The organism is Acinetobacter legionensis (assembly GCF_057165765.1).
In genome coordinates, this window is sequence record NZ_CM169896.1 from 302091 (window position 1) to 324484 (window position 22394).

The window sequence follows — 22394 nt, forward strand, 5'->3', positions numbered from 1 at the left end:
CAATCTTGCAATTAAAGTAAAAACAGACTGGTATTCGATTCTGTCTAAGTGGTTTACTTGGGATAAGAAAATACTTAAAAATCGTAATTTAGTGTTCGAATGTTTTTCGCCCTCCCATGGGCCTATGTAGAAAGAAGGGTACGCTATGCACATGCCATCGCCTAACACTGTAGCTCCCGCTCAAGGTTTATACCAACCGGATGAGTTTAAAGATAACTGTGGTTTCGGCTTGATTGCCCATATGCAGGGTGATGCGAGTCATGACTTAGTCAAGACCGCAATTCATAGTCTAAGCTGTATGACGCACCGTGGTGGTATTGCCGCAGATGGTAAGACCGGTGATGGTTGTGGTTTGCTCTTGGCTATGCCTAAAGCATTTTTCCGTGAAGAAGCAAAAAAAATCAGTGACATTACACTGAGTGAAATTTTTGCAGTAGGGACTATATTTTTAAATTTAGATCCAGCACTTGCGGCCCATGCAAAGCAAATTCTAACCCATGAAATTGAAGAAGAAGGTTGTCGAGTCATTGGTTGGCGTGTAGTTCCTACCAATAATGATGCATTGGGTTCAATTGCAATGCAGTCTTTACCTGCATTTGAACAAATTTTTGTAAATTGCCCAATGGGTGTGACTGAGGTTGAATTTAACCGTAAGTTGCTTATGGCACGTCGTCGTGCAGAACAACAATTAACAACAGATCCATATTTTTATGTGACAACACTGTGCTCTACAGTGATTACATATAAAGGCTTAATGATGCCTGCATATATTGCAGAATTCTATACAGATCTTGCCGATGAACGTTTAGATTCACACATTGTGGTATTCCATCAGCGTTTCTCGACCAATACTTTACCACGTTGGCCATTGGCGCAGCCTTTCCGTTATTTGGCACATAATGGTGAAATTAATACCATTACTGCAAACCGTAACTGGGCAGTAGCACGTACACCAAAATTTGAAAACCCATTATTACCAGGCATTACTGAGTTGAATCCGATTGTAAATCGTACTGGTTCAGATTCATCAAGTATGGACAATATGCTTGAGCTACTTGTGGGTGGTGGCATGGATCTATTCCGTGCATTACGTATGCTTGTTCCACCAGCGTGGCAAAACGTTGAAACATTAGATGCGGATTTACGTGCATTTTATGAATTTAACTCTAAGCATATGGAAGCTTGGGATGGTCCAGCAGGTCTGGTGATCCAAGATGGTCGTCATGCAATTTGTATGCTAGACCGTAATGGCTTACGCCCTGCACGTTGGGTGATTACTAAAAATGGTTATATCACTTTGGCATCAGAAATTGGTGTGTGGGGTTATGAACCTGAAGATGTGATCTCTAAAGGCCGTGTAGGCCCTGGTCAAATTCTTGTAATTGATACGTTGACTGGAAAATTGCTGGATACCAAAGATGTGAGCAATCATCTGAAAAAAATGCGTCCTTACCGTGAATGGTTACGTGAAAACTCAGTTCGCTTGCAAGGTAGTCCAGAGCTTGAAGAATATTTATGTGATCAAGGCTTAAAAGGCGATGACCTAAAAGCAGCTCAAAAAATGTTCATGGTCACATTTGAAGAGCGTGATCAACTGCTTCGTCCAATCGCTGAAAGTGGACAGGAAGCGGTTGGTTCAATGGGTGATGATACACCAATGGCGGTATTGTCTCGTCAAGTACGTCATGTGACAGATTATTTCCGTCAGCAATTTGCGCAAGTGACTAATCCACCGATTGACCCATTACGTGAATCAATAGTCATGTCATTGGAAACATGTTTTGGGCGTGAGCAAAATGTATTTGAACAAGGCCCAGAGCACGCAGATCGTTTAATTGTATCGAGCCCAGTCCTTTCAAATTCTAAAATGCATCAGATTCGTACCCTTGGCCGTAAAGGTTACGAAATTGCAGATATCGATTTGAATTACCCTGTGGCTGAAGGTCTTGAAGCCGCAATCTCACGTATTTGTGAAGAAGCAGCACAGGCGATTCGCGATGGCAAAACCTTATTGGTCATTTCAGATCGTAAAATCCGTGAAGGCTTTTTACCCGCAAATGCTGCAATGGTGACTGGTGCAATTCATCACTTCTTGATTAATGCTGGTTTACGTACCGATGCAAACATCATTGTTGAAACAGCACTTGCCCGTGATGCGCATCAGTTTGCCGTAATCTTAGGTTTTGGTGCAACTGCGATTTATCCATATTTGGCTTACGATGTGATCAATGATTTGATTGCTAAAGGTGAATTATTAGGTGATCCAATTCATGCCCAAGCGAACTTCCGTAAAGGTATTGATAAAGGTTTACTTAAAGTCCTTTCAAAAATGGGGATTTCAACAGTCGCATCATATCGTGGTGGGCAGTTATTTGAAGCAGTAGGTTTATCTGAAGAAGTTGTTAGTAAGTGCTTTACAGGGGTGCCAAGCCGTATTAAAGGTGCAACATTTATTGACCTTGAAAATGACTTGAAAAAACTAGCAGACATTGCTTGGAAAGCACGTAAGCCAATTGAACAAGGTGGTTTGCTCAAGTTTGTGTTTGATAAGGAATACCATGCATTTAATCCTGATGTGATCAATGCGTTGCATAAATCTGTACGTTCAGGTAATTATGCTGACTTTAAAGAATACGCAGAATTGGTGAATACACGTCCAATTGCGACGATTCGTGACTTATTGAAACTAAAAACTGATCATTCTATTCCTTTAGAAGCAGTTGAATCAGTTGAAGAAATCCTGCCACGTTTTGACTCTGCTGGTATGTCTTTAGGTGCATTGTCACCAGAGGCACATGAAGCCATTGCGATCGCAATGAATACGATCGGTGGTCGTTCGAACTCAGGTGAGGGCGGTGAAGATCCTGCACGTTATGGTACCATCCGTAACTCTAAAATTAAGCAAATTGCTTCAGGTCGTTTTGGTGTAACACCAGCATATTTAACCTCTGCTGAAGTGTTACAGATCAAAGTAGCGCAAGGTGCAAAACCTGGTGAAGGCGGTCAGTTACCTGGCGGTAAAGTGAATGGATTAATTGCACGTTTACGCTACTCGGTTCCAGGGGTGACTTTGATTTCACCACCACCGCACCATGATATTTATTCTATTGAAGATTTATCGCAGCTGATCTTTGACTTAAAGCAAGTCAATCCACAAGCCATGGTATCTGTAAAACTAGTATCGGAGCCAGGAGTGGGGACAATTGCAGCAGGTGTTGCAAAAGCCTATGCAGACTTCATTACCATTTCTGGATATGACGGTGGTACAGCTGCTTCACCTTTATCGTCAATTCACCATGCTGGTTCACCATGGGAATTGGGTCTTTCAGAAGCGCATCAAGCACTTCGTGTCAATGACCTGCGCGGTAAAGTACGTGTACAAACGGATGGTGGCTTGAAAACCGGTTTAGATGTAGTAAAAGCTGCGATTCTGGGTGCGGAGAGCTTTGGTTTTGGTTCTACCCCAATGATCGCGCTTGGATGTAAATATCTGCGTATTTGTCACTTAAATAACTGTGCAACAGGTGTGGCAACTCAGCAAGATCATTTACGTCAAGAACATTATATTGGCGAGCCAGAAATGCTGATTAATTTCTTCCACTTTATTGCGGAAGAAACACGTGAATGGTTGGCGGCTTTAGGTGTTGCATCATTGAAAGATTTGATCGGTCGTACTGATCTACTTGAGATGTTGCCGGGTGAAACGGATAAACATGCGCATTTAGATTTAAGTGCATTGTTAGAATCACACCCATCTGCGGAAGGCAAAGCGCAATATTGCCAAGTACAAGGCAATGAACCATTTGATAAGGGTATTCTTGCCGAAAAAATGGTGGCAGAAATGCTACCAGCGATTGAAGCAAGTACTGGTGGTGAGTTCCATTTTACCGTGGGTAACTGTGACCGTTCAATTGGTGCGCGTCTCTCAGGTGAAATTGCCAAACGTTATGGCAACCTCAGTATGGAAGCACATCCTGTTAAAGTGAATTTAAAAGGAACTGCGGGTCAGTCATTGGGTGTATGGAATGCGGGTGGTTTGCATATCAGCCTTGAAGGTGATGCAAACGACTATGTGGGCAAAGGTATGGCAGGTGGTCGAGTATCGATCTTCCCACCAAAAGGTTCACCATTCCAAACTCAAGAAACGGCAATTATCGGCAATACCTGTTTGTATGGTGCAACAGGCGGTAAATTATTTGCTGCGGGTACAGCGGGCGAGCGTTTTGCTGTACGTAACTCTGGCGCGTTTGCGGTCATTGAAGGTGCAGGCGACCATTGCTGTGAATATATGACAGGCGGTATCGTGACTGTACTGGGTAAAGTTGGACACAATTTTGGTGCAGGTATGACCGGTGGTTTTGCTTATGTACTTGACTTGGATAACGACTTTGTTGATTACTACAACCACGAATTGATTGAATTAAACCGTATTTCTACAGAAGCGATGGAAGAACATCAAGAATTCTTACTTCGTATCTTAGATGAACACATTGCTGAAACAGGTAGTGCTTGGGCGTACAAGATTCGCAACGAGTTTGATTTCTATAGCCGTAAATTCTGGCTTGTGAAACCAAAAGCGGCTAATTTACAAACGCTTTTGAAAACAACTCAAGCAGATCCACAATAATTCCACTACTCAAATTTTAGGTAGGTGTGGATAACTTCGCAGATATACACAAGCGAATGAAGTTATCCACGCTCACCCACGGAGAGAGACATGGCTGAACGCCTGAATAATGACTTTCAATTTCTGGATGTAGCACGCCAAGATCCAGAGAAAAAAGATATTAATGTCCGCAAAGCAGAGTTTGTGGAAATTTATAAACCTTTTACAGCGGAAGTTGCAGCAAACCAGACCCACCGTTGTTTAGGCTGTGGTAACCCATATTGTGAATGGAAATGTCCTGTACATAATTATATTCCAAACTGGTTAAAACTGATTGCAGAAGGACGTATTTTCCAAGCAGCTGAGCTTTGCCATCAAACCAACACTTTGCCTGAAGTATGTGGTCGGGTATGTCCACAAGACCGTTTATGTGAGGGTGCTTGTACCCTGAATGATGGTTTTGGTGCTGTGACCATTGGTAATGCCGAAAAATATATTAACGATACCGCCTTTGCTTTGGGCTGGCGTCCAGATATGTCATCGGTAAAATGGACCAACAAAAAAGTTGCCATTATCGGTGCAGGTCCAGCAGGCTTAGGGTGTGCAGATATTTTAGTCCGTAATGGGGTAAAACCTGTTGTATTTGACAAGCGTCCTGAAATTGGTGGATTGCTTACTTTTGGTATTCCAGAATTTAAAATGGAAAAAGACGTGATGAAACGCCGCCGTGAAATTTTCACAGGTATGGGGGTTGAATTCCGCTTAAATACTGAAATTGGTACAGATATTACGATTGACCAACTGCTTGCAGACTATGATGCTGTATTCATGGGTATGGGAACTTATACCTATATGAAAGGGGGTTTTGCAGGTGAAGATTTTGATGGTGTTTATGATGCACTTGATTTCTTAATTGCAAATGTTAACCGCACACAAGGATGGGAAAAAGACCCGTCTGAATACATCAGTGTTCAGGGCAAAAAAGTCATCGTTCTAGGCGGTGGTGATACGGCAATGGACTGTAACCGTACTTCAATCCGTCAGGGCGCAGAATCAGTAACCTGTGCTTACCGTCGTGATGAAGAAAATATGCCAGGCTCACGTCGAGAAGTGAAGAATGCGCGTGAAGAAGGGGTGGACTTCCAGTTCAACCGCCAGCCGATCGAAATCGTCGGTGAAAACGGTAAAGTGACGGGTGTAAAAGTTGTGACTACCCAGCTGGGTGACCCAGATAGCCGTGGTCGTCGTAGCCCTGAACCGATTCCAGGCTCTGAAGAAGTTTTACCCGCAGATGCGGTATTGCTGGCTTTTGGTTTCCGTACCAGCCCAGCAGAATGGTTTGCAGGTGCAAATATTGGGTTAGATGGTTCTGGCCGAGTCATTGCAGCTGAAAAACAACAATTTAAATTCCAGACCTCTAACCCAAAAATCTTTGCGGGCGGAGATATGGTACGTGGTTCTGATTTGGTGGTGACTGCAATCTGGGAAGGTCGTGAAGCTGCTGAAGGAATTTTGGATTATCTTGATGTTTAATTTTTAGATACTAAATAACAGCTATTTAAGAGCCCGCAGTCATGCGGGCTTTTTAATGCAGCAAACTCAAAAAATTAATCTGAGTCAATCATTTGCAGATAATGATTTAACTTTAAGCTATGTTGTTTTGCTCGAGTTATGATTTCAGCATGTGTATGCCCTAAAACAGTTGAAATATCGTATAAGAAGACAGGTTCTAAATATTCCATTCCGGTATAAAGTGCTGATTTTTGAATTGGAGATAAAAAGTTCTCCAATAATGAATGCTGTTGTTCCGTACTAAAATTCTGCTCAGGTTGGCCAATGGTCATACTCAGCAAAAGCTTTTTATTTTTAAGCTTGTTTCCTTTGGAACCATAGGCGAATTGATAGGTAAATACCTGATCAAACCAAATTTTTAAAATGGCAGGTATACTGAACCAGTACATAGGACATTGTAAAATAATCAGCTCATGTCTTAAGAGTGCACTTTGTTCAGTAGCAATATCAATTTGATAATCTGGATATAAATCATGGATATGGCGAATTTCTAAATTAGTTTGAGTTCTTGATAATTCATCGACAATGGTTTTATTTGCGACAGATTCAGTAAAACTGGGATGTGCTAAAATCAGTAATGCCATCTTGGTTTTTCCAACTATAAAAATTATAGTGAATATAAATATTATAGTTTTTATGTACAATAACTATCCATTTTGATAGCTGGATGAAAAAATGAATACTGAGCAAAATACATGTGAAGTGACCTTTCACGATAAGACCTATCATTGCCCGATTAGTATGGTGATGGATTTAATCGGTGGGAAATGGAAAACCGTGATTCTTTATTACCTAAAGGAGGAGTCAAAACGCTTTAATCAACTTAAGCGTGATATGCCAGATATCACAGAAATGACCTTAAGTTTGCAACTCAAGCAATTGGAAAAGAATGGTTTTATTTCCAGAACCGTATTTGGTGACAAGCCTCCAGTCAAAGTGGTGTATGAATTAACTGCATTTGGTCAAACATTTATTCCTGTATTAGACGCTTTATCTGCTTGGGCACATGATTTTTCAGCGCAAATCTAATTCAAAGTGATGGCGTTGAAAGAAGCAGTTTTGAGGCTTAAATCGGCTATGGAAAAGCGACGAAAAGTGCAATTTAGCAATAAAATTTGCCAATCACACTAAAGCAATAGTTTCTCTTTTTAATACAAAAAAGTTCCTAGACGAATCCTGTTTGTTTGGGTTCTATAAAACACATGCTTTTTTGTTGAATGTTTATATGACGTTGCAAGCATAAATATTTATAAATTGAGTTCTAATTTTGAATGGATCCTATGTGATTGTTTTAAAAATTAAAACATAACTCAATCTGATTGAAAAATGTCATTTAAGTCAATAAAAGCATGCTTATAAATCTCGATTTTAGGCTTTGTGTAAACGATAAAGCACTTTTTGTGAAGATAATAAATATATTTATTTTTAATAAATATAATTTTATCAATATCTTATATTTTTAATTTTTTTGGATTTTTAATTGAGCCATGTGTTTTCTTGAAAATGATATTTTAGGACAACTGTGTGGATGATTCTGCAATATACAAATATAGAGATTGTGCCAATATAGCTTAAATTCAGACAAATGTAGGATTGTCCTTATGTCAACAGTTCAAGCGACGGCAGAAAAATCATATTTAAATCGTCCTAAAGCTATTGGTATCAAAGTCCGTAAACCAAGCTTTAACCCAAAAGCAATTCGCAGACATTTTTTTGCCAATTCTCCTGTGATGTCACATTTATTGACTGCGCTTTCTTCAACATTTCCGATTGGTGAGCAGTTCTTTGTACATAGTGTGCGTAATGTACGTGACAAAATCACGGATGAAAAATTGCAAGCGCAAATTGCAGCATTTATTGGTCAAGAGGCCATGCACTCCAAAGCCCATACGGAATTCAATGATGCATGGCGCCGTGATGATTATAACTTAGACAGTTTCCAAGCATGGTTGGCGCGTCGAGATACACTGATTAAAAGTGTACATCCGAAATTACAACTTGCTGTTACCGCAGCTTTTGAACATTTTACTGCATTATTGGGCGGCTATATTCTTCGTCACCCTGAAGTTTTAAGCACTCTAGATGATGATGCCGTTAAGCTTTAGGTATGGCATGCAATCGAAGAAATTGAGCATCGTGCAGTGGCATTTGATGTATATCAGGCGATTTATAAAGATGATCGTACTCGTCGTACAGTAATGCGTAATGTGACTACGGGTTTTGCAAGTTTAACGTTTTATTCGGCTACCCGTTTGTTTATGCAAGACTGGAGAAAAAGTCTACCAAAAGTGCCGCAAAATATCTTTGGAGTATATATGATTTCTAAAATGTTGATTTCATTGATTCCTGAATATTTATCTTATTACAAATCTGACTTTCATCCGGATGAAATTGATTATTCGAAGATTGTGGCGTATTGGAAAGAAAAGCTGGCAGATGATTATGGAATGGAAAGTTTCCAAGAAGAAGTGCACCTGCCGTTATATAGTTAAGACAATGCTTTAGATCAAAGGGCTAATTTATATGATTGGCTCTTTTAGTTTTCTTGCTGACGTTGATGGATACTTTCTAAAGTATCGACCATAGTGCGGGTCATTTGGTCAATTTCATAATTGAGTTTGCCACCAATTTGGACATGTTTAAATGTCGTCAAACGTAAGGTTTCTGGAATTAAATCCACTGAAATTTCATTGGTTTTCCGATCCACACGATTGACTGTTAAACTACAACCTTGCAGTCCAATAAAGCCTTTTTTAAAGAAGTATTTGATATTGTCATCTGGAATAACGATATCAATGTGTAGTGTTTCACCGGTATGAACCACATCTTTAATGGTTGCCATACCTTCGATATGCCCAAAAATATTGTGCCCACCGTTTTCCATGCCAGCTTTGATAGATCTTTCGATATTGAATTCATCACCAATTTTTAAAAATTGTAATGTGGTGAGAGACGTGGTCAATGCTGAAACATCGAATGAGGCTATATTTGCAACAGCATCAAAACTTGTTGCGGTTAGGCATGTACCATCGATTGCGACACTGGCGCCAATAAAAACATCATTTAAAAAGCCATTTTCATTGGAAATATAAAGGGTTGTAAAATTATCACCTTGTTGGATGTTTACAACTTTTTCTAAGCCTTGAACGATACCTGTATACATCGCTGATCTCTTTTATTTAGCTGATTTTTATTGTACAGATTTCATTGAAGAGGACTAGGGCTGAATTTTAGATTTATGTTGTATAGAAGAGCCTAACATCATACTTAGATGACTTTTTAAAAGAGAATGAATATAGCAGTAAGGATTGCAAAGACTTATTTTATAGTGAAAAGTTTATATAGTTTGATGATAATGTATTTCAGACGATCTAAGCTTGATTGTGGCTTAAATTGGACTAAGTCAGTATGTACCTAGACTCAGTCCAATTTAATTTAGCCAACCAACCAATCAACAATCAGTCAGAAAATGAATTAAATCTTATCTTTAAACTGTTTTATGATTTTTTGACGTTGCCATGGTAAAGGACGATTAATCGCTTCAGGTACATCACCAGAGGTTGAACGTAGACGTAAATGAATTGCCGCCTGCGCAATCAAATTTGCCGATACGGGAGCTGTAATAAAGGCAAGCAGTGTGATCAATAACTCTGCAAAACCTAAACGACTGTTAAATGCTGCGTAAATCATTCCCGCGATTAAAAAACTCCCTAAACCCAAGGTACTGGATTTGGTCGGTGCATGTAGACGCATAAATAAGTCTGGTAATTTGACCATACCTATGCCACCCACCAAAGTAAAAAACGCACCAACAATCAAGAACAATGAAACGATGATTTCCATGACAATTTGCATATTATTTTCCATGTACTTTCTCCTTAATCAACCACATGACCCGTTGTAAAATAACGAGCCAGTGCAGCAGTTGAAACAAAGCCCAGCATTGCAACCAATAATGCGCTTTCAAACATTGAGGTACTTGCCCAATAAATGCCAAGAATGACAACTAAGCAGGTTGCATTTAAAAACAATGTATCCAATGCCAGTAATCGATCTACGATAGAAGGGCCCATCACCAAACGAACCAAACATAACAACATGGAGATGGTCACTGCGAGCAGGCAAATACCAAGTGCATAAGGTAAAATACTCATGAACGTGCTCCTCGTTGCAGGTCAAAGATTTCGATTAAAGGAACTTCATAGCGGGCTTTAATCGCTTGAATTTCTGCGTCTACATCATCACAACTTAGTGCATGAACCAAAATATCACCACGTTCTTGATCAATCCCAGCACTGACTGTACCTGGGGTCGTGGTAATGATCATCGCCAATAAAGTATTGACATGTTCATGGTCGGTTTCCAAAGGAACTCGAAACCATTTCGGGGTGAGATTTTTGGTTGGACCTAAGACTTGTTTAGCAACTTTGATATTACTGATGACGATGTCCCATAGCACCACAAAAAATAATTGAATGGCGCTTTTCCAATGAATATTGGGCGTATGAATGATAAAAGGTTGAATCAGTTTAGGGATGAGTAATCCCAAGCTAATCGCTACAACAATATCAAAACTTTCAGCGCTATGATTCAACATGAGCCAACTCATTGCCACAATTACCGACACAAAAGGATGGGGCAAAATACGAGCGAATAATGATTTATTTTGCATTTATTGCTCCATTGGCTTAAGTTGAGTATTTTCAACATGTTGTTGCTGTTCTTGTCCCTGAATTTGACGTTGTTTAAATTCAGAAATATGTTCACCTTTTAAGGTTTCAGGGCTAATAATATACGGAATATAGTGTGCATTTTGATCAATCATTTCACCGTTGTATTTTGTTTCAGGGACATAGTTTGGATCGAAGGGCTGTACACTAATGGTTTCCCCATGCCCATCCATTTTTAAAATACTGTGTTGATAAATAGATGTATCAGAAATTTGCAACGCTGTTTTTTCAATATAATTTAAAATCGGAGCTGCACAAACCACATAGGCAATCAGTCCTGCCAGTAATAGGTAAACGCTTTTGTCGTTACGTACAGGGGCTTGCTCGGGTAAAGCTTGATAGGCTTTATAAGCATCTTCTTTCGGATTGTCTTCAGGTGTTGTTGCTCGCCAAAATAAGATAAATCCGACGCGCGTAAATGCAACAATACTTAAAAAACTCACAATCAAGATAATTGCAATAATCCAACCTTGCGCAGCCAAATTTGCAGTTGCCTGTAAGATTAATACTTTACCTAAAAAACCGCTAAATGGTGGTAAACCTGCCATTATCAAAGCGATGAGGAAGAACGTTATGGCAATGACTTTATCTTGCTTCATCTTCGGCGCCACTTTGAGATGATCTTTGAATGCGCCACGCTGTGAGGTAATCCAACCACAAAGCAAATAGAATGAGGCCGCAATGATGGTACTGTGAACGAGGTAATATAACCCAGCCGTCCATGCTTTTATGTTAAACATGGCAATGGCAACTAAAATCGTTCCGACTGAGGATAACACCATAAAGCCAACAAAGCGGCGTAAGCGTTCAGCTGCAAGCGCACCAATCACACCATATAATGAAGTTACTAAACCAATTGGTAATAAGTAATTGCTAAAGATCGTTTGACCAAGTTCATCATTAAAGACAGTGCCATTGACCCGTAAAATTGCATACACACCTACTTTGGTCATAATAGTGAAAATAGCAGCAACGGGTGTCGCGGCAACAGCATAGGTTTTTGGTAACCAGAAACCCACAGGTAACATCGCTGCTTTGATGCCAAATACAACAAATAGAAGCAAACCACCTGCTATAGCAAGACGATGTTGATCATGTTCCAAGGTTGGTAATAAACGGCCGACATCCGCCATATTCAAACTGCCCACACTGCCATAAATCATGCCTAAACTGATGAGGAATAGGGCAGAAGCCAGTAAGTTGATGGTGACGTAGTGAATACCTAATTGAAAACGGGCTTTACCTTGACCATGTAACAGTAAGACATAAGATGCCATTAGTAATATTTCAAAAAATACAAAGAGGTTAAATAAGTCACCTGTTAAGAATGCACCACTCAACCCCATTAACAGAAGATGAAACATGGCATGAAAATAACGACCACGTTCGTCCCATTCTTTGCTGGCAAACCATAATACAGGCGCTGCAAGAGTGTAGGTGAGCACCAACATTAACGCGGATAAGCGATCCAGTACCAAGACAATCCCAAAAGGTGCCGACCACTCAGCGAGTTGATAAACAAAGATTTTCCCTGTATTGGCTTGAATAAGATAAGCAATAGCAGTGGCAAGTCCAAGGATAACCGAAATTAAGCTAATGCCACGACGCCAAGGTTGGCGCCAATCATGTTTTAAAGCACCAGAACCAGGATTGCCTAATAAAATCAGCAAAAAGCCTGTAAATGCAGGAATCAAAATACTCAGGATTGGAGAGTGAGCATACCAAAAATCTAAAAAGCTGGTCATTATGGCTCATCCTCACGTGGGTCAAAATTACTCGGTTCCTCTTTGGTATCGACATGGTCTGTTCCTGACTCATAACGACTGCGTAATGCTAACTGAACAATAAAAGCAGTTGTCGCAAAGCCAATAACAATTGCAGTTAATACCAAGGCTTGGGGCAAAGGGTCAGTGACTTTGGTCGCTTGAGTTAAAATTGCAGGTGAACTGATTTGTATTCTTCCCATTGCAAACAGGAAAATATTGACTGCATAGCCAATCATTGCCAATCCAAGAACAACAGGAAAGGTACGGGCACGAAGAATGAGATAAATTCCTGAGGCAACCAATAATCCAATCGCAGATGCAATTAAAAATTCTAAACTGATCATGCATTACTCCTTGGGTACTGGACCAGACATACTTGAATGTCTGGAGTCGCCTAAAACAGAAATGAGAAGCATTGCTGCACCAACAACCGTGACGTATACGCCAAGATCAAAACCAGCAGCAGAGGCAAAATGGAATTTGCCAAACAGTCCTGATTCCACATAAACATGTGCACTGGTGAGAAATGGACGTGCCCAGAACCAAGATGCAAGGCCTGAAATTCCAGCAATGATCAGCCCTAAACCAATCCAGATTTCATATAAACGACCCGATTGAGCACGTAGCATTTTTTCAGCATGATCTTGTCCCATCGCAATATATTGAATGACCAATGCCATAGAGGTAATCAAGCCTGCAATGAAACCACCACCAGGATAATTATGTCCTCGTAGGAAGATATACAGACTTACCACAAGTGCAACCGGTAGTACCCATGAAGCCGTCATACGGAACATCAACGGAGATGGATTGAAGCGATAGCTCAGACCTTGAGTGATGGTGGTGCCATGTGCCCGCATTCCATCCATCATACATAGTGCACCAATGGCTGCGATGCCCAATACAGCAATTTCACCAAATGTATCAAAACCACGGAAATCAACCAAAATGACATTGACGATGTTTGAGCCGCCACCTAAAGGAATGGACTGCTGAACAAAGAACCATGAAATCGAATTATGATCACGTGTCATGATCAACCATGTAATCCAACCGATACCAATACCACCACCAATTGCAATGATTGCGTCACGCCAACGACGTGTTTGGCTGGACTCATAAGGGGTTAATTGAGGAAGTAGTGATAAACTCATCAATAGCAGAACTGTTGTGACAACATCCACGGTAATTTGTGTCAGTGCTAAGTCTGGCGCAGAGAGAGTGATGAAAATCATTGTCACGACCAAACCAATTGCACCACTAATCAGAACCGCTTTGATACGTTCATGGTGAAACCACAGCATCATCCAGCAGGCAGAGAACAATAACAACCACAGCACGATTGCAGTAAAGGGTGCATGTGTGAGTTCACGTGTTCCTGTCGTTAAATTTTGGTTGATCAATGGTGTGGCAACCACGGCAATACTTAAGGCCAAAATCCACAATAAATAGTTCTGTAATGAGCCAGTTTCAGTTTTTTTCTTAATTTTGCGTGAAATCAGCAGGAGATTTTTAAGGAAATCTTCAAATAATAATTTGCCTTGGAAACGACCTAAGCGTGGATCAAGATCAATTTCACGAATTCGCCCGCCTTTGGCCATGGCGAAATAGAAAATTACGCCACCAATTAAGGCAATTGCGCTCATCAGTAACGGTAAATTAAAGCCATGCCAGATGGCTAAATGAACCCCTTCAAAACTTGCAATTTGTGTTGATGCGCGTGTTCCGGCATTGACAATGTTTTCAACCAACAGCGCAGGAATGATCCCCACTAAAATACATAAAGTTGCCAATATGATTGCTGGAATTCGCATACCGATTGGCGGCTCATGGGCATTTTTATTGGGAACATCACGCCCCACATCACCATCAAAAAACACACCATGTACCAAACGAACTGAATAAGCAACCGCAAATAAACCTGCCAATGTAGCGATAATCGCTGCCAACACAACATAGCCACCAGATAAGTTTGCCAATAGCTCAGTAAAGAACATTTCTTTCGAGATAAAGCCATTGGTCAAAGGTACACCGGCCATACTTGCAGCGGTAATCATGGTTAATGTTGCTGTAAATGGAAGAAATTGCCATAGTCCACTTAACTTTCTTAAATCACGTGTACCAGACTCATGGTCAATGATCCCCGCCAGCATAAATAATGCCGCTTTAAAGGTTGCATGATTGATGATATGGAAAACTGCAGCAGCCACGGCTAAAGGTGAACCTATACCCAAAAGGCACATGATCAAGCCTAAATGACTGATGGTTGAATAAGCCAGTAAGCCTTTTAAATCTTCTTTAAAGATGGCAAAAAATGCCGCCATACATAAGGTCAGCAGACCAATTGTGGTGACAAGATTATGGAACAATGCCGAGCCAACAAAGATTGGCAATAAGCGTGCAACCAGAAAAATCCCTGCTTTTACCATAGTTGCTGAATGCAGATAGGCGGATACAGGGGTTGGTGCTGCCATGGCATTGGGGAGCCAGAAATGGAAGGGAAATTGCGCACTTTTAGTAAACGCACCCAATAAAATCAACAATAAAGCGGGAACAAATAAACCACTATTTTGAATTGTACTCGCCATCATGGTGAGTTGGTCAATTTGATAGGTTCCTGCGATTTGACCAATCAGAATAAATCCACCCAGCATGGCTAAGCCACCCATACCAGTGATGGTCAGCGCCATCCGTGCACCACGTTGCGCAGCGTCGTAGTTACTCCAATAGCCCACCAGCAAGAACGATGAAATACTGGTCAATTCCCAAAAAACCAATAAAATAATTAAATTATTCGACAAAGAAATGCCCAACATTGCGGCCATAAACAGCATCAACAATGCATAGAGCTTACTCAGAGAATTTTTCGGGTTTAGATAATAATAGGCATAGATATAAATCAGTGTACCGATCCCCGTGATCAGCAATGAAAAAATTAAACTTAAAGCATCTAATCGGAAACTAAAATCAATACCAATTTGAGGTAGCCATTGCCACTGTTCTAAAACGGCTTGTCCACTTAATACTGTTTTCGCTTGAGTCAGTAGCAGGATAAAACTGCTTAAACTGACCCCGATTGCCCCTAAAGCTGTTACCCCGCGAGAGAATTGCTTCAGCCACAGAACAACGATAGTGCCAAGTATTAATGGTAAAAGAATAATAATCGGAAGCACACGCGTATCCATTGTCGTGAATAGGTCGTGAAACCTATGTGAATCTTATCTTTCAAGGATTTGAGGAATGCAAGGAACAGTCCAATAACTTAAATCTTGAAAGCCGAATTAAATTAGTAATTAAAAAATGAGTTGTGTTGCGCAACTTGAGAAAGCGATTAGAAAATCAATTTGCATTGAAAAATCTAATTTAAATTGATTTTTTCATCTTATTACATGAGTAGAATAACATCAATTTATTTTGTCGTTTTTTACGCAAACATTTGTAATTATACGCTTCATATGACTTTTTGCTGCTTGAAAATCATGCTGTAACAATCAATCTATGTTGTATTGAATTTTATACAACAATGAATATGAACGTGAATATATTCATGATTTGAGAAAGGAGTATAAAAGACAGTGTCATGCGATTAATGATCATTCATTGTCTGATATTGACGTCTTTAGGCTGAGTTATTTCTTATGATAAGAACTTATGTGAAGCTTGGTCATCACCAGATTGGATTAAACGTTTTAATTCGGTTTTTTGTTCTTCAGTAAGGTGTTTAAACTGCTCAAAAAGTTGTTGAACATTGACTGGCAGATTGGGTTCGGGTTCAAGTAAATCTTGTTCAGAGGTTTCTGGGATTTCTTTGAGCAAGTTTTCATAAATATCTTGGTATTCTTGCCATACTTTATTGTTCTGAATTTCATAAAGCTCTTTATTATCCAATTTAAAACATTGATATTCGTCGGCTTGCTCGAGAAGCTCTTCATGACTGGCTGTGGCAATGATCTGTAAACGAGGAAAGGCCTGATTTAAACGATCGAGAATTAGCTGTAGGCCAAATTGGTCTAAATCAACATCAATTTGATCAATCAGTAAGATGCCTTCACCTTCTTCACAAGGATAAAGACTTAAAGGATTGAGTAAGCACATGCGACGCACTAAATCACCGACTAAGGCCAACCAATTTTTGACTGTGTTAGAAAGTTGTGAGTAAGTCAAAGTTTGATTTCTATAAGTGACCATCAACTGCAATTTAGGTTGATACTCTAAATAGAGATCTGTGACTTCAGGAAGGACGATACTCAAGCTTTGCTTTAAGGCTTTTAAGCTAGGGGCATGTAATTGAGAACGAGCTTGAAATAAAATACTTTGAAAATCCTCATCAACTTGATTTGATGATTCTTTTTGCGCCAAAACAATTTGAAAAAGTTGCGCGATTTGTGCATTTTCGATATCACTGATTTCGCGAAACCATTCGAAAAATCGTGCAAAGGTGGTATATGGAATCGGTACTAATTCATAGGCATAGTGCGCTTGTAAAATAATAGGATTATTTTTATTGAGAATATTCACTTCATTTACAAATCGTTCAGCAGGGTAGTAGGCAATTAAAGGTAAGCCTTGAACAGGATCTTTTTTGAGTACTAGATTATAACGTTCTACCAGCTGTTCGAGTTGTGCTAAGTCAACTTTACTCAGACCAACACCAGAACTATTTAAGGTTTTATATAGTTGCCAATGACAAGTTTGCGGATCTTGTTCTGCTGTTGCAGTGCTTTCTGCAAGTTGACCAAACTCTATTGGGAATTTGATTTTAACATCTATTTTGGATTGTACTCGATCTTGCATAATGTCTTGGTCGAGCATTACCACACCAGGGGTGCGCAAATCTTTTAGACGTGCAGGAAACCAAGTCAAAGCTTGGTAAATATTTTTAATAATTGCCGTTTTACCACTGGCTTGTTCGCCAACAATTAAACTGATTGGTTTGTTTTTATAATTAAAGTCTATTTTTAAATCAGCAAAATGGTATGTGTGGCGAAAATGAATTGCTGCTAGTTTCATAGGATACCTGAAAATTGACTGACAGCATAAAAAGCTGTTGATATTTTCACCTTGCGATTTTTTTCGCTGATACAGATGAGTGAGTCAAAAACCTTATGCTGTTGCTTTATTTTTAAATGGCGCTTTTACTTTCAATTGTTGCACGAGATCATAGATGTGATGAATATTTAAGCTGACCTTTGCCCGTGTACAGGCGACATATAACAGCCTTAATTCTTCATCGCTGATTTTATGTTCTAAACCGTTTATTTTAAATTGGTAATCATCTTCGATATGTACACGATTCCATTCTAGCCCTTTGGCCTTATGTGCAGTTGAAATCACATAATCAGCTTGCTCTATTGGGGTTATTTTAGCAAGTGCTTTTTTGAGCGGTTCCGTACCGTGATCGTCAACCAATTTGACTAAGGGTTTGATATCACTGCCATCGTTGGTTTCACAGTATTCATGTACATCATGCCAAGAGTTAAACCAAGCCAGTTCAGGCACATCAACAACACGTTTGCCTTGTTTAAGCAAACTTGCCGCATCAACAAAACGGTTGAGTTTTGCATGATCGGCTTGTAATCCAACCTTATCGCCTTGCACGAGACCAGAAAGTAGTAACTCCATTGCGCGTGCATTGGTACGACATAAAATCGCATCACGCATTTTGGTATGTGGTTTATTGACCACACTCGATTTCATTTCAGGGTTGCCCAATAAAGGCACAGTTTCATCCAATGCACCGAGCAAATGATTGGCCACATCTGCAATCGCATCACCAAAACGGAATGAAGTGGTTAAACGAGATTCAGGAAGTGGCATTTGTTGCATGGCATTGACCGCACCACGCCATGCGTAAATTTGTTGATGTGCATCACCCACATAAATCACTTGAGTATTACGCTGGCGCAATAAAATACCAAGCATTAATGGATCGGCATCTTGTGCTTCATCAAAGAGTACATAATCTGCTGGAATAAATGGGTCTGATAATGCCCAGAGTTTTAAATAAATATCATGACCTATGCCTGCTTGATGATTGGTATCAATCGACTCTAACCAACGTCTTTCTACAGCAGGGTAAAGGTGTTTTTGTAAAGACTCGATATCATCTGCATGCAGCCAACTTGGTGCTTGGATATGACGTGGTGCTGGATATTGTGAGCTGGTCGAGCAGAAATAACTTACAGCATTGGCCACTAAACTCGCTAAACGACTGGGCATTAGCACATATTTTTCATAACGCCCGCCCATTAAACGTCTAAGTGTGATGGGTTCGAGGCGATATTCTTTGGCAATAAAACTGGGACTTAAACGCGGCAGGCGTAATTTATCGGTGACTCCCCGCGATACACTACGAAACGCCAAAGAGTGGAAGGTTCGGCAATCTACATTTTGATGAAATTTATTCTGTGCTTCTGTGGCAATTGCCTTATTAAAGGCCAAATACATCCCACGGCGCTCCGTCATCGCATCACTGATTAACTGCAAAGTCGTGGTTTTACCTGTGCCAGCATAGGCAATCACTTTAAATGATTGTCCTTTTTTCGCTTCTGCGATTGCAAAGCTTTGCTCAGATGTGGGTGTAAAAGAATAAGGCACAGTATTTATAAAATCTTATTAGCTTGAAAATTCAATATGGGACAGAGTATAGCAAAAATTGCTCAGCACTAGGGTGAAATCTAACAAGATGTTATTTAAACGACTGCGCTAATAATCTGCGGAGCGTATCCTGATCATTTTTATCATAATATGAGGTATTGGGGCTTTTGTCTTTAAAATGACTTAAAAGTGAAACTAGATTGTCATAACTGCTTTCTAAACTGAGCAGGGGAAAATTCTAAAACATATTCGGATAAAGTTATGACAAATTCAGCCAGCCGACATACACGCCGTGAAGTGCTTACTTGGTTAGCCAGCATTCCATTTCTTCCACTTGGGGCAATGGCAACTTCAGCCACACTAGCAGGATGTAACGATGATGATAAAAATACTGCAGTTAAACCGCCGATCAATCCAGCTAAATTAAAATCTGCAACATTTACGCCGATGGATGCACCAACATTGGCAAATGCAGCAGCAATGGCAACAACAACAGTTGCTTCAGGCTTGGCTGTAACTTGGGATGACAATACCAAGACTGACTACAAACTTGCCTATAAAACCTTCTTCCAAACAGGCGATATGATCAATGATGGAAAAGGTGGGAAGATCTTGGCTGGTGGTTATTATGATATCAAAAACCAACCAATTATGGATAAATCTGTAGCAGGCAAAGAACGTCAATTCTTTTCAGATTGCCCAGATGGTACTTCATTATTGACAGTCAAAGATGCCAAGGTTGATGGTGTAAAAGGCAACCCTGTATTTGCGGTGGTGCAATTTGAATATACGACTCGTGATTTAGCTGGCAATGATATGTATGGTAAATTGCCATCACCGATTGGGGTAATTTCACTGGATCAAGATCCGAAAACAGGTCATTTAACTTTAGTTAAATATCATAATGTCGATATGTCTAAAGCACATGGTTTATGGATTACGTGTGGTGCGAGTTTATCACCTTGGGGAACACACCTTTCAAGTGAAGAATACGAGCCAGATGCATTTGGTCAGGGCTTAGGCACGGATATGGCAACAATGAAAGCCTATAGTAAAAACGTCTATGGTGATGAAACCTCTGCAAAACCTTATAACTATGGACATTTGCCTGAAATTACAGTGAACAAAGATGGTACAGGTACTGCAAAAAAACATTATTGTTTAGGTCGTATCTCACATGAACTAATCCAAGTTATGCCAGATAATCGTACTGCGTTAATGGGTGATGACTATACCAATGGTGGCTTGTTTATGTTTGTTGCAGATAAAGAAAAAGACTTATCTGCGGGAACATTGTATGTGGCGAAGTATTTGAATGAGTTAAATGAAACCTCAACAGCACAAATTCAATGGATTAAGTTGGGTCATGCAACTAGCCAAGAAATTGAAGATTTGGTGAATGTTAGAAATATTCAACCAACAGAGATCATGGAAAGCTTGGACAAAGATCCACAAGATGTAAGCTATACTAAAATTATTCTGCAAAAGAAAACCATTTGGGTGAAAGTTAAACCTGGAATGGAAAAAGCAGCAGCATTCTTAGAAACCCATCGTTACGCTGCTTTTATGGGCGGTAGTATGGCATTTACAAAAATGGAAGGCACAACAGTCAATGCCAAAGACAAAGTTGCTTATTCTGCTTTAGCCAATATTCAAGATTCAATGATCAAAGGCAATGCGGCTTGGGTCGATACGCATAACGTGTCATTCGCTAAGAAAATTTCAGCAGGTGGAATTGTTGCACATGATCTAGCAGGGTCTAAGAGTGATAAATCAGGTAGTCCAATCGTCAGTGAGTGGGTACCTTATCAATCGCATATGCTGTTAATCGGGAAGGATATTGATGCAGCTGCTGATCCACTAGGTATTGGTAACACTTCTGATCCAAACACGATTGCAAGTGCGGATAACTTAAAGTTCTCTGAAACATTCCGTACCTTATTCATTGGTGAAGACAGTGGTAACCATGTGAATAACTACTTATGGGCGTATAATGTAGATACCAAGAAATTAGATCGTATTCTTTCTTGCCCAGCAGGTGCTGAATCTACAGGTTTACATGCAGTCGATTCAATCAATGGTTGGACTTATATTATGAGTAACTTCCAGCATGCAGGGGATTGGGGTTCTTTACATAGTAAGGTTCAAGCAACTTTAGATCCTTTGATTCGAGCGAATTATAAAGATCGTTTTGCAGCAGCAGTGGGTTATTTAACAGCAGACCCAGTTGCACCTTCGGTTGAGAAAAAATCTTCTTAATTTTAGTTTTAAATAAAAAAGCAGCGATATTTCGCTGCTTTTTTATAAATACCCAATTAATGATCTCGATTGGCTTTTTCAACTAGCCCAGAAAGCCCTTGACGGCGTGCAAGTTCGTTGAGTACCAATTGCACATCCAACTCAAAATAACCAAGCATCACAATGGTATGGAACCATAGATCTGCAACTTCATAGATCAGATCATTTTTATGATCTTCACACGCTTCAGATTTAAAATCTTTTGCAGCAATGATGGTTTCGATACTTTCTTCACCAATTTTCTCTAAGATTTTATTTAAACCTTTGTGGTAAAGCTTTGCCACATAAGAAGAATCTGGATCAGCTGCTTTACGTTCAGCCATCATTTTGCCTAAATAACCCAAGACTTCTACCTGTTCAGCCTGCGCATTGGAGCTATTCATGGCAATGCTATGTGGATTTGATGAAAGTTTTTCACCGTATATTGCATTTGGATCTTTTAATTGTGCATCGACAGTTTCCCAACCAGTTGCAGTGAGCTTACGATAGAAGCAAGACTCTCGACCTGTATGGCAGGCGATTCCACCATGCTGTTCAATTTGTAAGACGATGACATCGGCATCACAGTCTAAACGGATTTCATAAACGGTTTGAAAATGGCCAGACTCTTCGCCTTTGAACCATAACTTATTTCGTGAACGAGAAAAATAAACGCCCTGCATTTTTTCAGCAGTCAGTTGTAATGCCTCACGGTTCATCCATGCCACCATCAAAATACGTCCAGTTTGATGATGTTGTGCAATAGCAGGAATAAGTCCTTGTTCGTTAAATTTTACTTCATCGAGCCATTGCAGATTGTTCATAGGATTTCACCAAGTTATAAAA

Annotated in this window: 15 protein-coding genes and 1 pseudogene; 5 read left to right on the forward strand and 11 right to left on the reverse strand. The window is 39.9% G+C overall.

Features of this window, described 5'->3' with window-relative positions; genetic code table 11:
- Positions 1–151 precede the first annotated feature (151 nt).
- On the forward strand, positions 152–4627 hold the full coding sequence (gltB, locus tag AC2G3J_RS01445; protein ID WP_336953698.1) for a glutamate synthase large subunit: 4476 nt from the start codon (positions 152–154) through the stop codon (positions 4625–4627).
- Positions 4628–4717: 90 nt separating this feature from the next.
- Positions 4718–6139 carry a glutamate synthase small subunit GltD family protein gene (locus tag AC2G3J_RS01450; RefSeq protein WP_004725441.1) on the forward strand — a complete coding sequence of 474 codons (1422 nt, stop codon included), beginning with the start codon at positions 4718–4720 and terminating at the stop codon, positions 6137–6139.
- Between the two features lie 74 nt (positions 6140–6213).
- On the opposite strand, the gene AC2G3J_RS01455 is transcribed toward AC2G3J_RS01450, so the two are convergent.
- Entirely contained in the window at positions 6214–6762 is a 549-nt protein-coding gene (locus AC2G3J_RS01455; RefSeq protein ID WP_483770566.1) for an NAD(P)H-dependent oxidoreductase, read from the reverse strand.
- Between the two features lie 91 nt (positions 6763–6853).
- Between AC2G3J_RS01455 and AC2G3J_RS01460 the strand changes: the two genes are divergently transcribed.
- A complete protein-coding gene (locus tag AC2G3J_RS01460) occupies positions 6854–7207 on the forward strand; it encodes a winged helix-turn-helix transcriptional regulator (protein WP_483770567.1) in 354 nt (117 codons plus the stop codon).
- Between the two features lie 572 nt (positions 7208–7779).
- Positions 7780–8670, forward strand: a pseudogene (locus AC2G3J_RS01465) (metal-dependent hydrolase).
- Between the two features lie 44 nt (positions 8671–8714).
- Here AC2G3J_RS01465 and AC2G3J_RS01470 read toward each other — a convergent pair.
- The 9 genes from AC2G3J_RS01470 to AC2G3J_RS01510 all read right to left on the reverse strand — a co-directional run bounded on the left by AC2G3J_RS01470 (position 8715) and on the right by AC2G3J_RS01510 (position 19271).
- Positions 8715–9341 carry a riboflavin synthase subunit alpha gene (locus tag AC2G3J_RS01470; protein WP_483770568.1) on the reverse strand — a complete coding sequence of 209 codons (627 nt, stop codon included), beginning with the start codon at positions 9339–9341 and terminating at the stop codon, positions 8715–8717.
- A 311-nt stretch (positions 9342–9652) separates the two neighbouring features.
- Positions 9653–10033, reverse strand: a complete 381-nt coding sequence (locus tag AC2G3J_RS01475) for a Na+/H+ antiporter subunit G (RefSeq protein ID WP_419328028.1) — start codon at positions 10031–10033, stop codon at positions 9653–9655.
- 23 nt (positions 10034–10056) lie between these two features.
- Positions 10057–10332, reverse strand: coding sequence for a monovalent cation/H+ antiporter subunit F (locus AC2G3J_RS01480; protein ID WP_483770569.1), 276 nt, complete (start codon positions 10330–10332; stop codon positions 10057–10059).
- Positions 10329–10850 carry a Na+/H+ antiporter subunit E gene (locus AC2G3J_RS01485; protein WP_336953703.1) on the reverse strand — a complete coding sequence of 174 codons (522 nt, stop codon included), beginning with the start codon at positions 10848–10850 and terminating at the stop codon, positions 10329–10331. The genes AC2G3J_RS01480 and AC2G3J_RS01485 overlap by 4 nt, the downstream gene beginning before the upstream one ends.
- On the reverse strand, positions 10851–12653 hold the full coding sequence (locus AC2G3J_RS01490) for a monovalent cation/H+ antiporter subunit D (RefSeq protein WP_483770570.1): 1803 nt from the start codon (positions 12651–12653) through the stop codon (positions 10851–10853).
- Positions 12653–13018, reverse strand: coding sequence for a Na+/H+ antiporter subunit C (locus tag AC2G3J_RS01495; protein ID WP_336953705.1), 366 nt, complete (start codon positions 13016–13018; stop codon positions 12653–12655). The genes AC2G3J_RS01490 and AC2G3J_RS01495 overlap by 1 nt, the downstream gene beginning before the upstream one ends.
- 3 nt (positions 13019–13021) lie before the next feature.
- Complete coding sequence (locus tag AC2G3J_RS01500; protein WP_336953706.1) at positions 13022–15859, reverse strand: monovalent cation/H+ antiporter subunit A; 2838 nt, start codon at positions 15857–15859, stop codon at positions 13022–13024.
- A 451-nt stretch (positions 15860–16310) separates the two neighbouring features.
- A complete protein-coding gene (locus AC2G3J_RS01505) occupies positions 16311–17684 on the reverse strand; it encodes an ATP-binding protein (protein WP_483770571.1) in 1374 nt (457 codons plus the stop codon).
- Positions 17685–17777: 93 nt separating this feature from the next.
- On the reverse strand, positions 17778–19271 hold the full coding sequence (locus AC2G3J_RS01510) for a UvrD-helicase domain-containing protein (RefSeq protein ID WP_004725463.1): 1494 nt from the start codon (positions 19269–19271) through the stop codon (positions 17778–17780).
- Positions 19272–19532: 261 nt separating this feature from the next.
- Here AC2G3J_RS01510 and AC2G3J_RS01515 point away from each other — a divergent pair, with 261 nt between their 5' ends.
- A complete protein-coding gene (locus tag AC2G3J_RS01515; RefSeq protein ID WP_483770572.1) occupies positions 19533–21530 on the forward strand; it encodes a PhoX family protein in 1998 nt (665 codons plus the stop codon).
- A 56-nt stretch (positions 21531–21586) separates the two neighbouring features.
- Here the strand turns inward: AC2G3J_RS01515 and hisIE are convergent, their stop codons facing one another.
- Positions 21587–22372, reverse strand: a complete 786-nt coding sequence (gene hisIE, locus AC2G3J_RS01520) for a bifunctional phosphoribosyl-AMP cyclohydrolase/phosphoribosyl-ATP diphosphatase HisIE (protein WP_419358728.1) — start codon at positions 22370–22372, stop codon at positions 21587–21589.
- Positions 22373–22394 lie beyond the last annotated feature (22 nt).

Coding starts and splice junctions, on each gene's coding strand:
- gltB (WP_336953698.1), top strand. CDS start 152: ATGCCATCGCCTAACACTGTAGCTCCCGCTCAAGGTTTATACCAACCG.
- AC2G3J_RS01450 (WP_004725441.1), top strand. CDS start 4,718: ATGGCTGAACGCCTGAATAATGACTTTCAATTTCTGGATGTAGCACGC.
- AC2G3J_RS01455 (WP_483770566.1), bottom strand. CDS start 6,762: ATGGCATTACTGATTTTAGCACATCCCAGTTTTACTGAATCTGTCGCA.
- AC2G3J_RS01460 (WP_483770567.1), top strand. CDS start 6,854: ATGAATACTGAGCAAAATACATGTGAAGTGACCTTTCACGATAAGACC.
- AC2G3J_RS01470 (WP_483770568.1), bottom strand. CDS start 9,341: ATGTATACAGGTATCGTTCAAGGCTTAGAAAAAGTTGTAAACATCCAA.
- AC2G3J_RS01475 (WP_419328028.1), bottom strand. CDS start 10,033: ATGCAAATTGTCATGGAAATCATCGTTTCATTGTTCTTGATTGTTGGT.
- AC2G3J_RS01480 (WP_483770569.1), bottom strand. CDS start 10,332: ATGAGTATTTTACCTTATGCACTTGGTATTTGCCTGCTCGCAGTGACC.
- AC2G3J_RS01485 (WP_336953703.1), bottom strand. CDS start 10,850: ATGCAAAATAAATCATTATTCGCTCGTATTTTGCCCCATCCTTTTGTG.
- AC2G3J_RS01490 (WP_483770570.1), bottom strand. CDS start 12,653: ATGACCAGCTTTTTAGATTTTTGGTATGCTCACTCTCCAATCCTGAGT.
- AC2G3J_RS01495 (WP_336953705.1), bottom strand. CDS start 13,018: ATGATCAGTTTAGAATTTTTAATTGCATCTGCGATTGGATTATTGGTT.
- AC2G3J_RS01500 (WP_336953706.1), bottom strand. CDS start 15,859: ATGGATACGCGTGTGCTTCCGATTATTATTCTTTTACCATTAATACTT.
- AC2G3J_RS01505 (WP_483770571.1), bottom strand. CDS start 17,684: ATGAAACTAGCAGCAATTCATTTTCGCCACACATACCATTTTGCTGAT.
- AC2G3J_RS01515 (WP_483770572.1), top strand. CDS start 19,533: ATGACAAATTCAGCCAGCCGACATACACGCCGTGAAGTGCTTACTTGG.
- hisIE (WP_419358728.1), bottom strand. CDS start 22,372: ATGAACAATCTGCAATGGCTCGATGAAGTAAAATTTAACGAACAAGGA.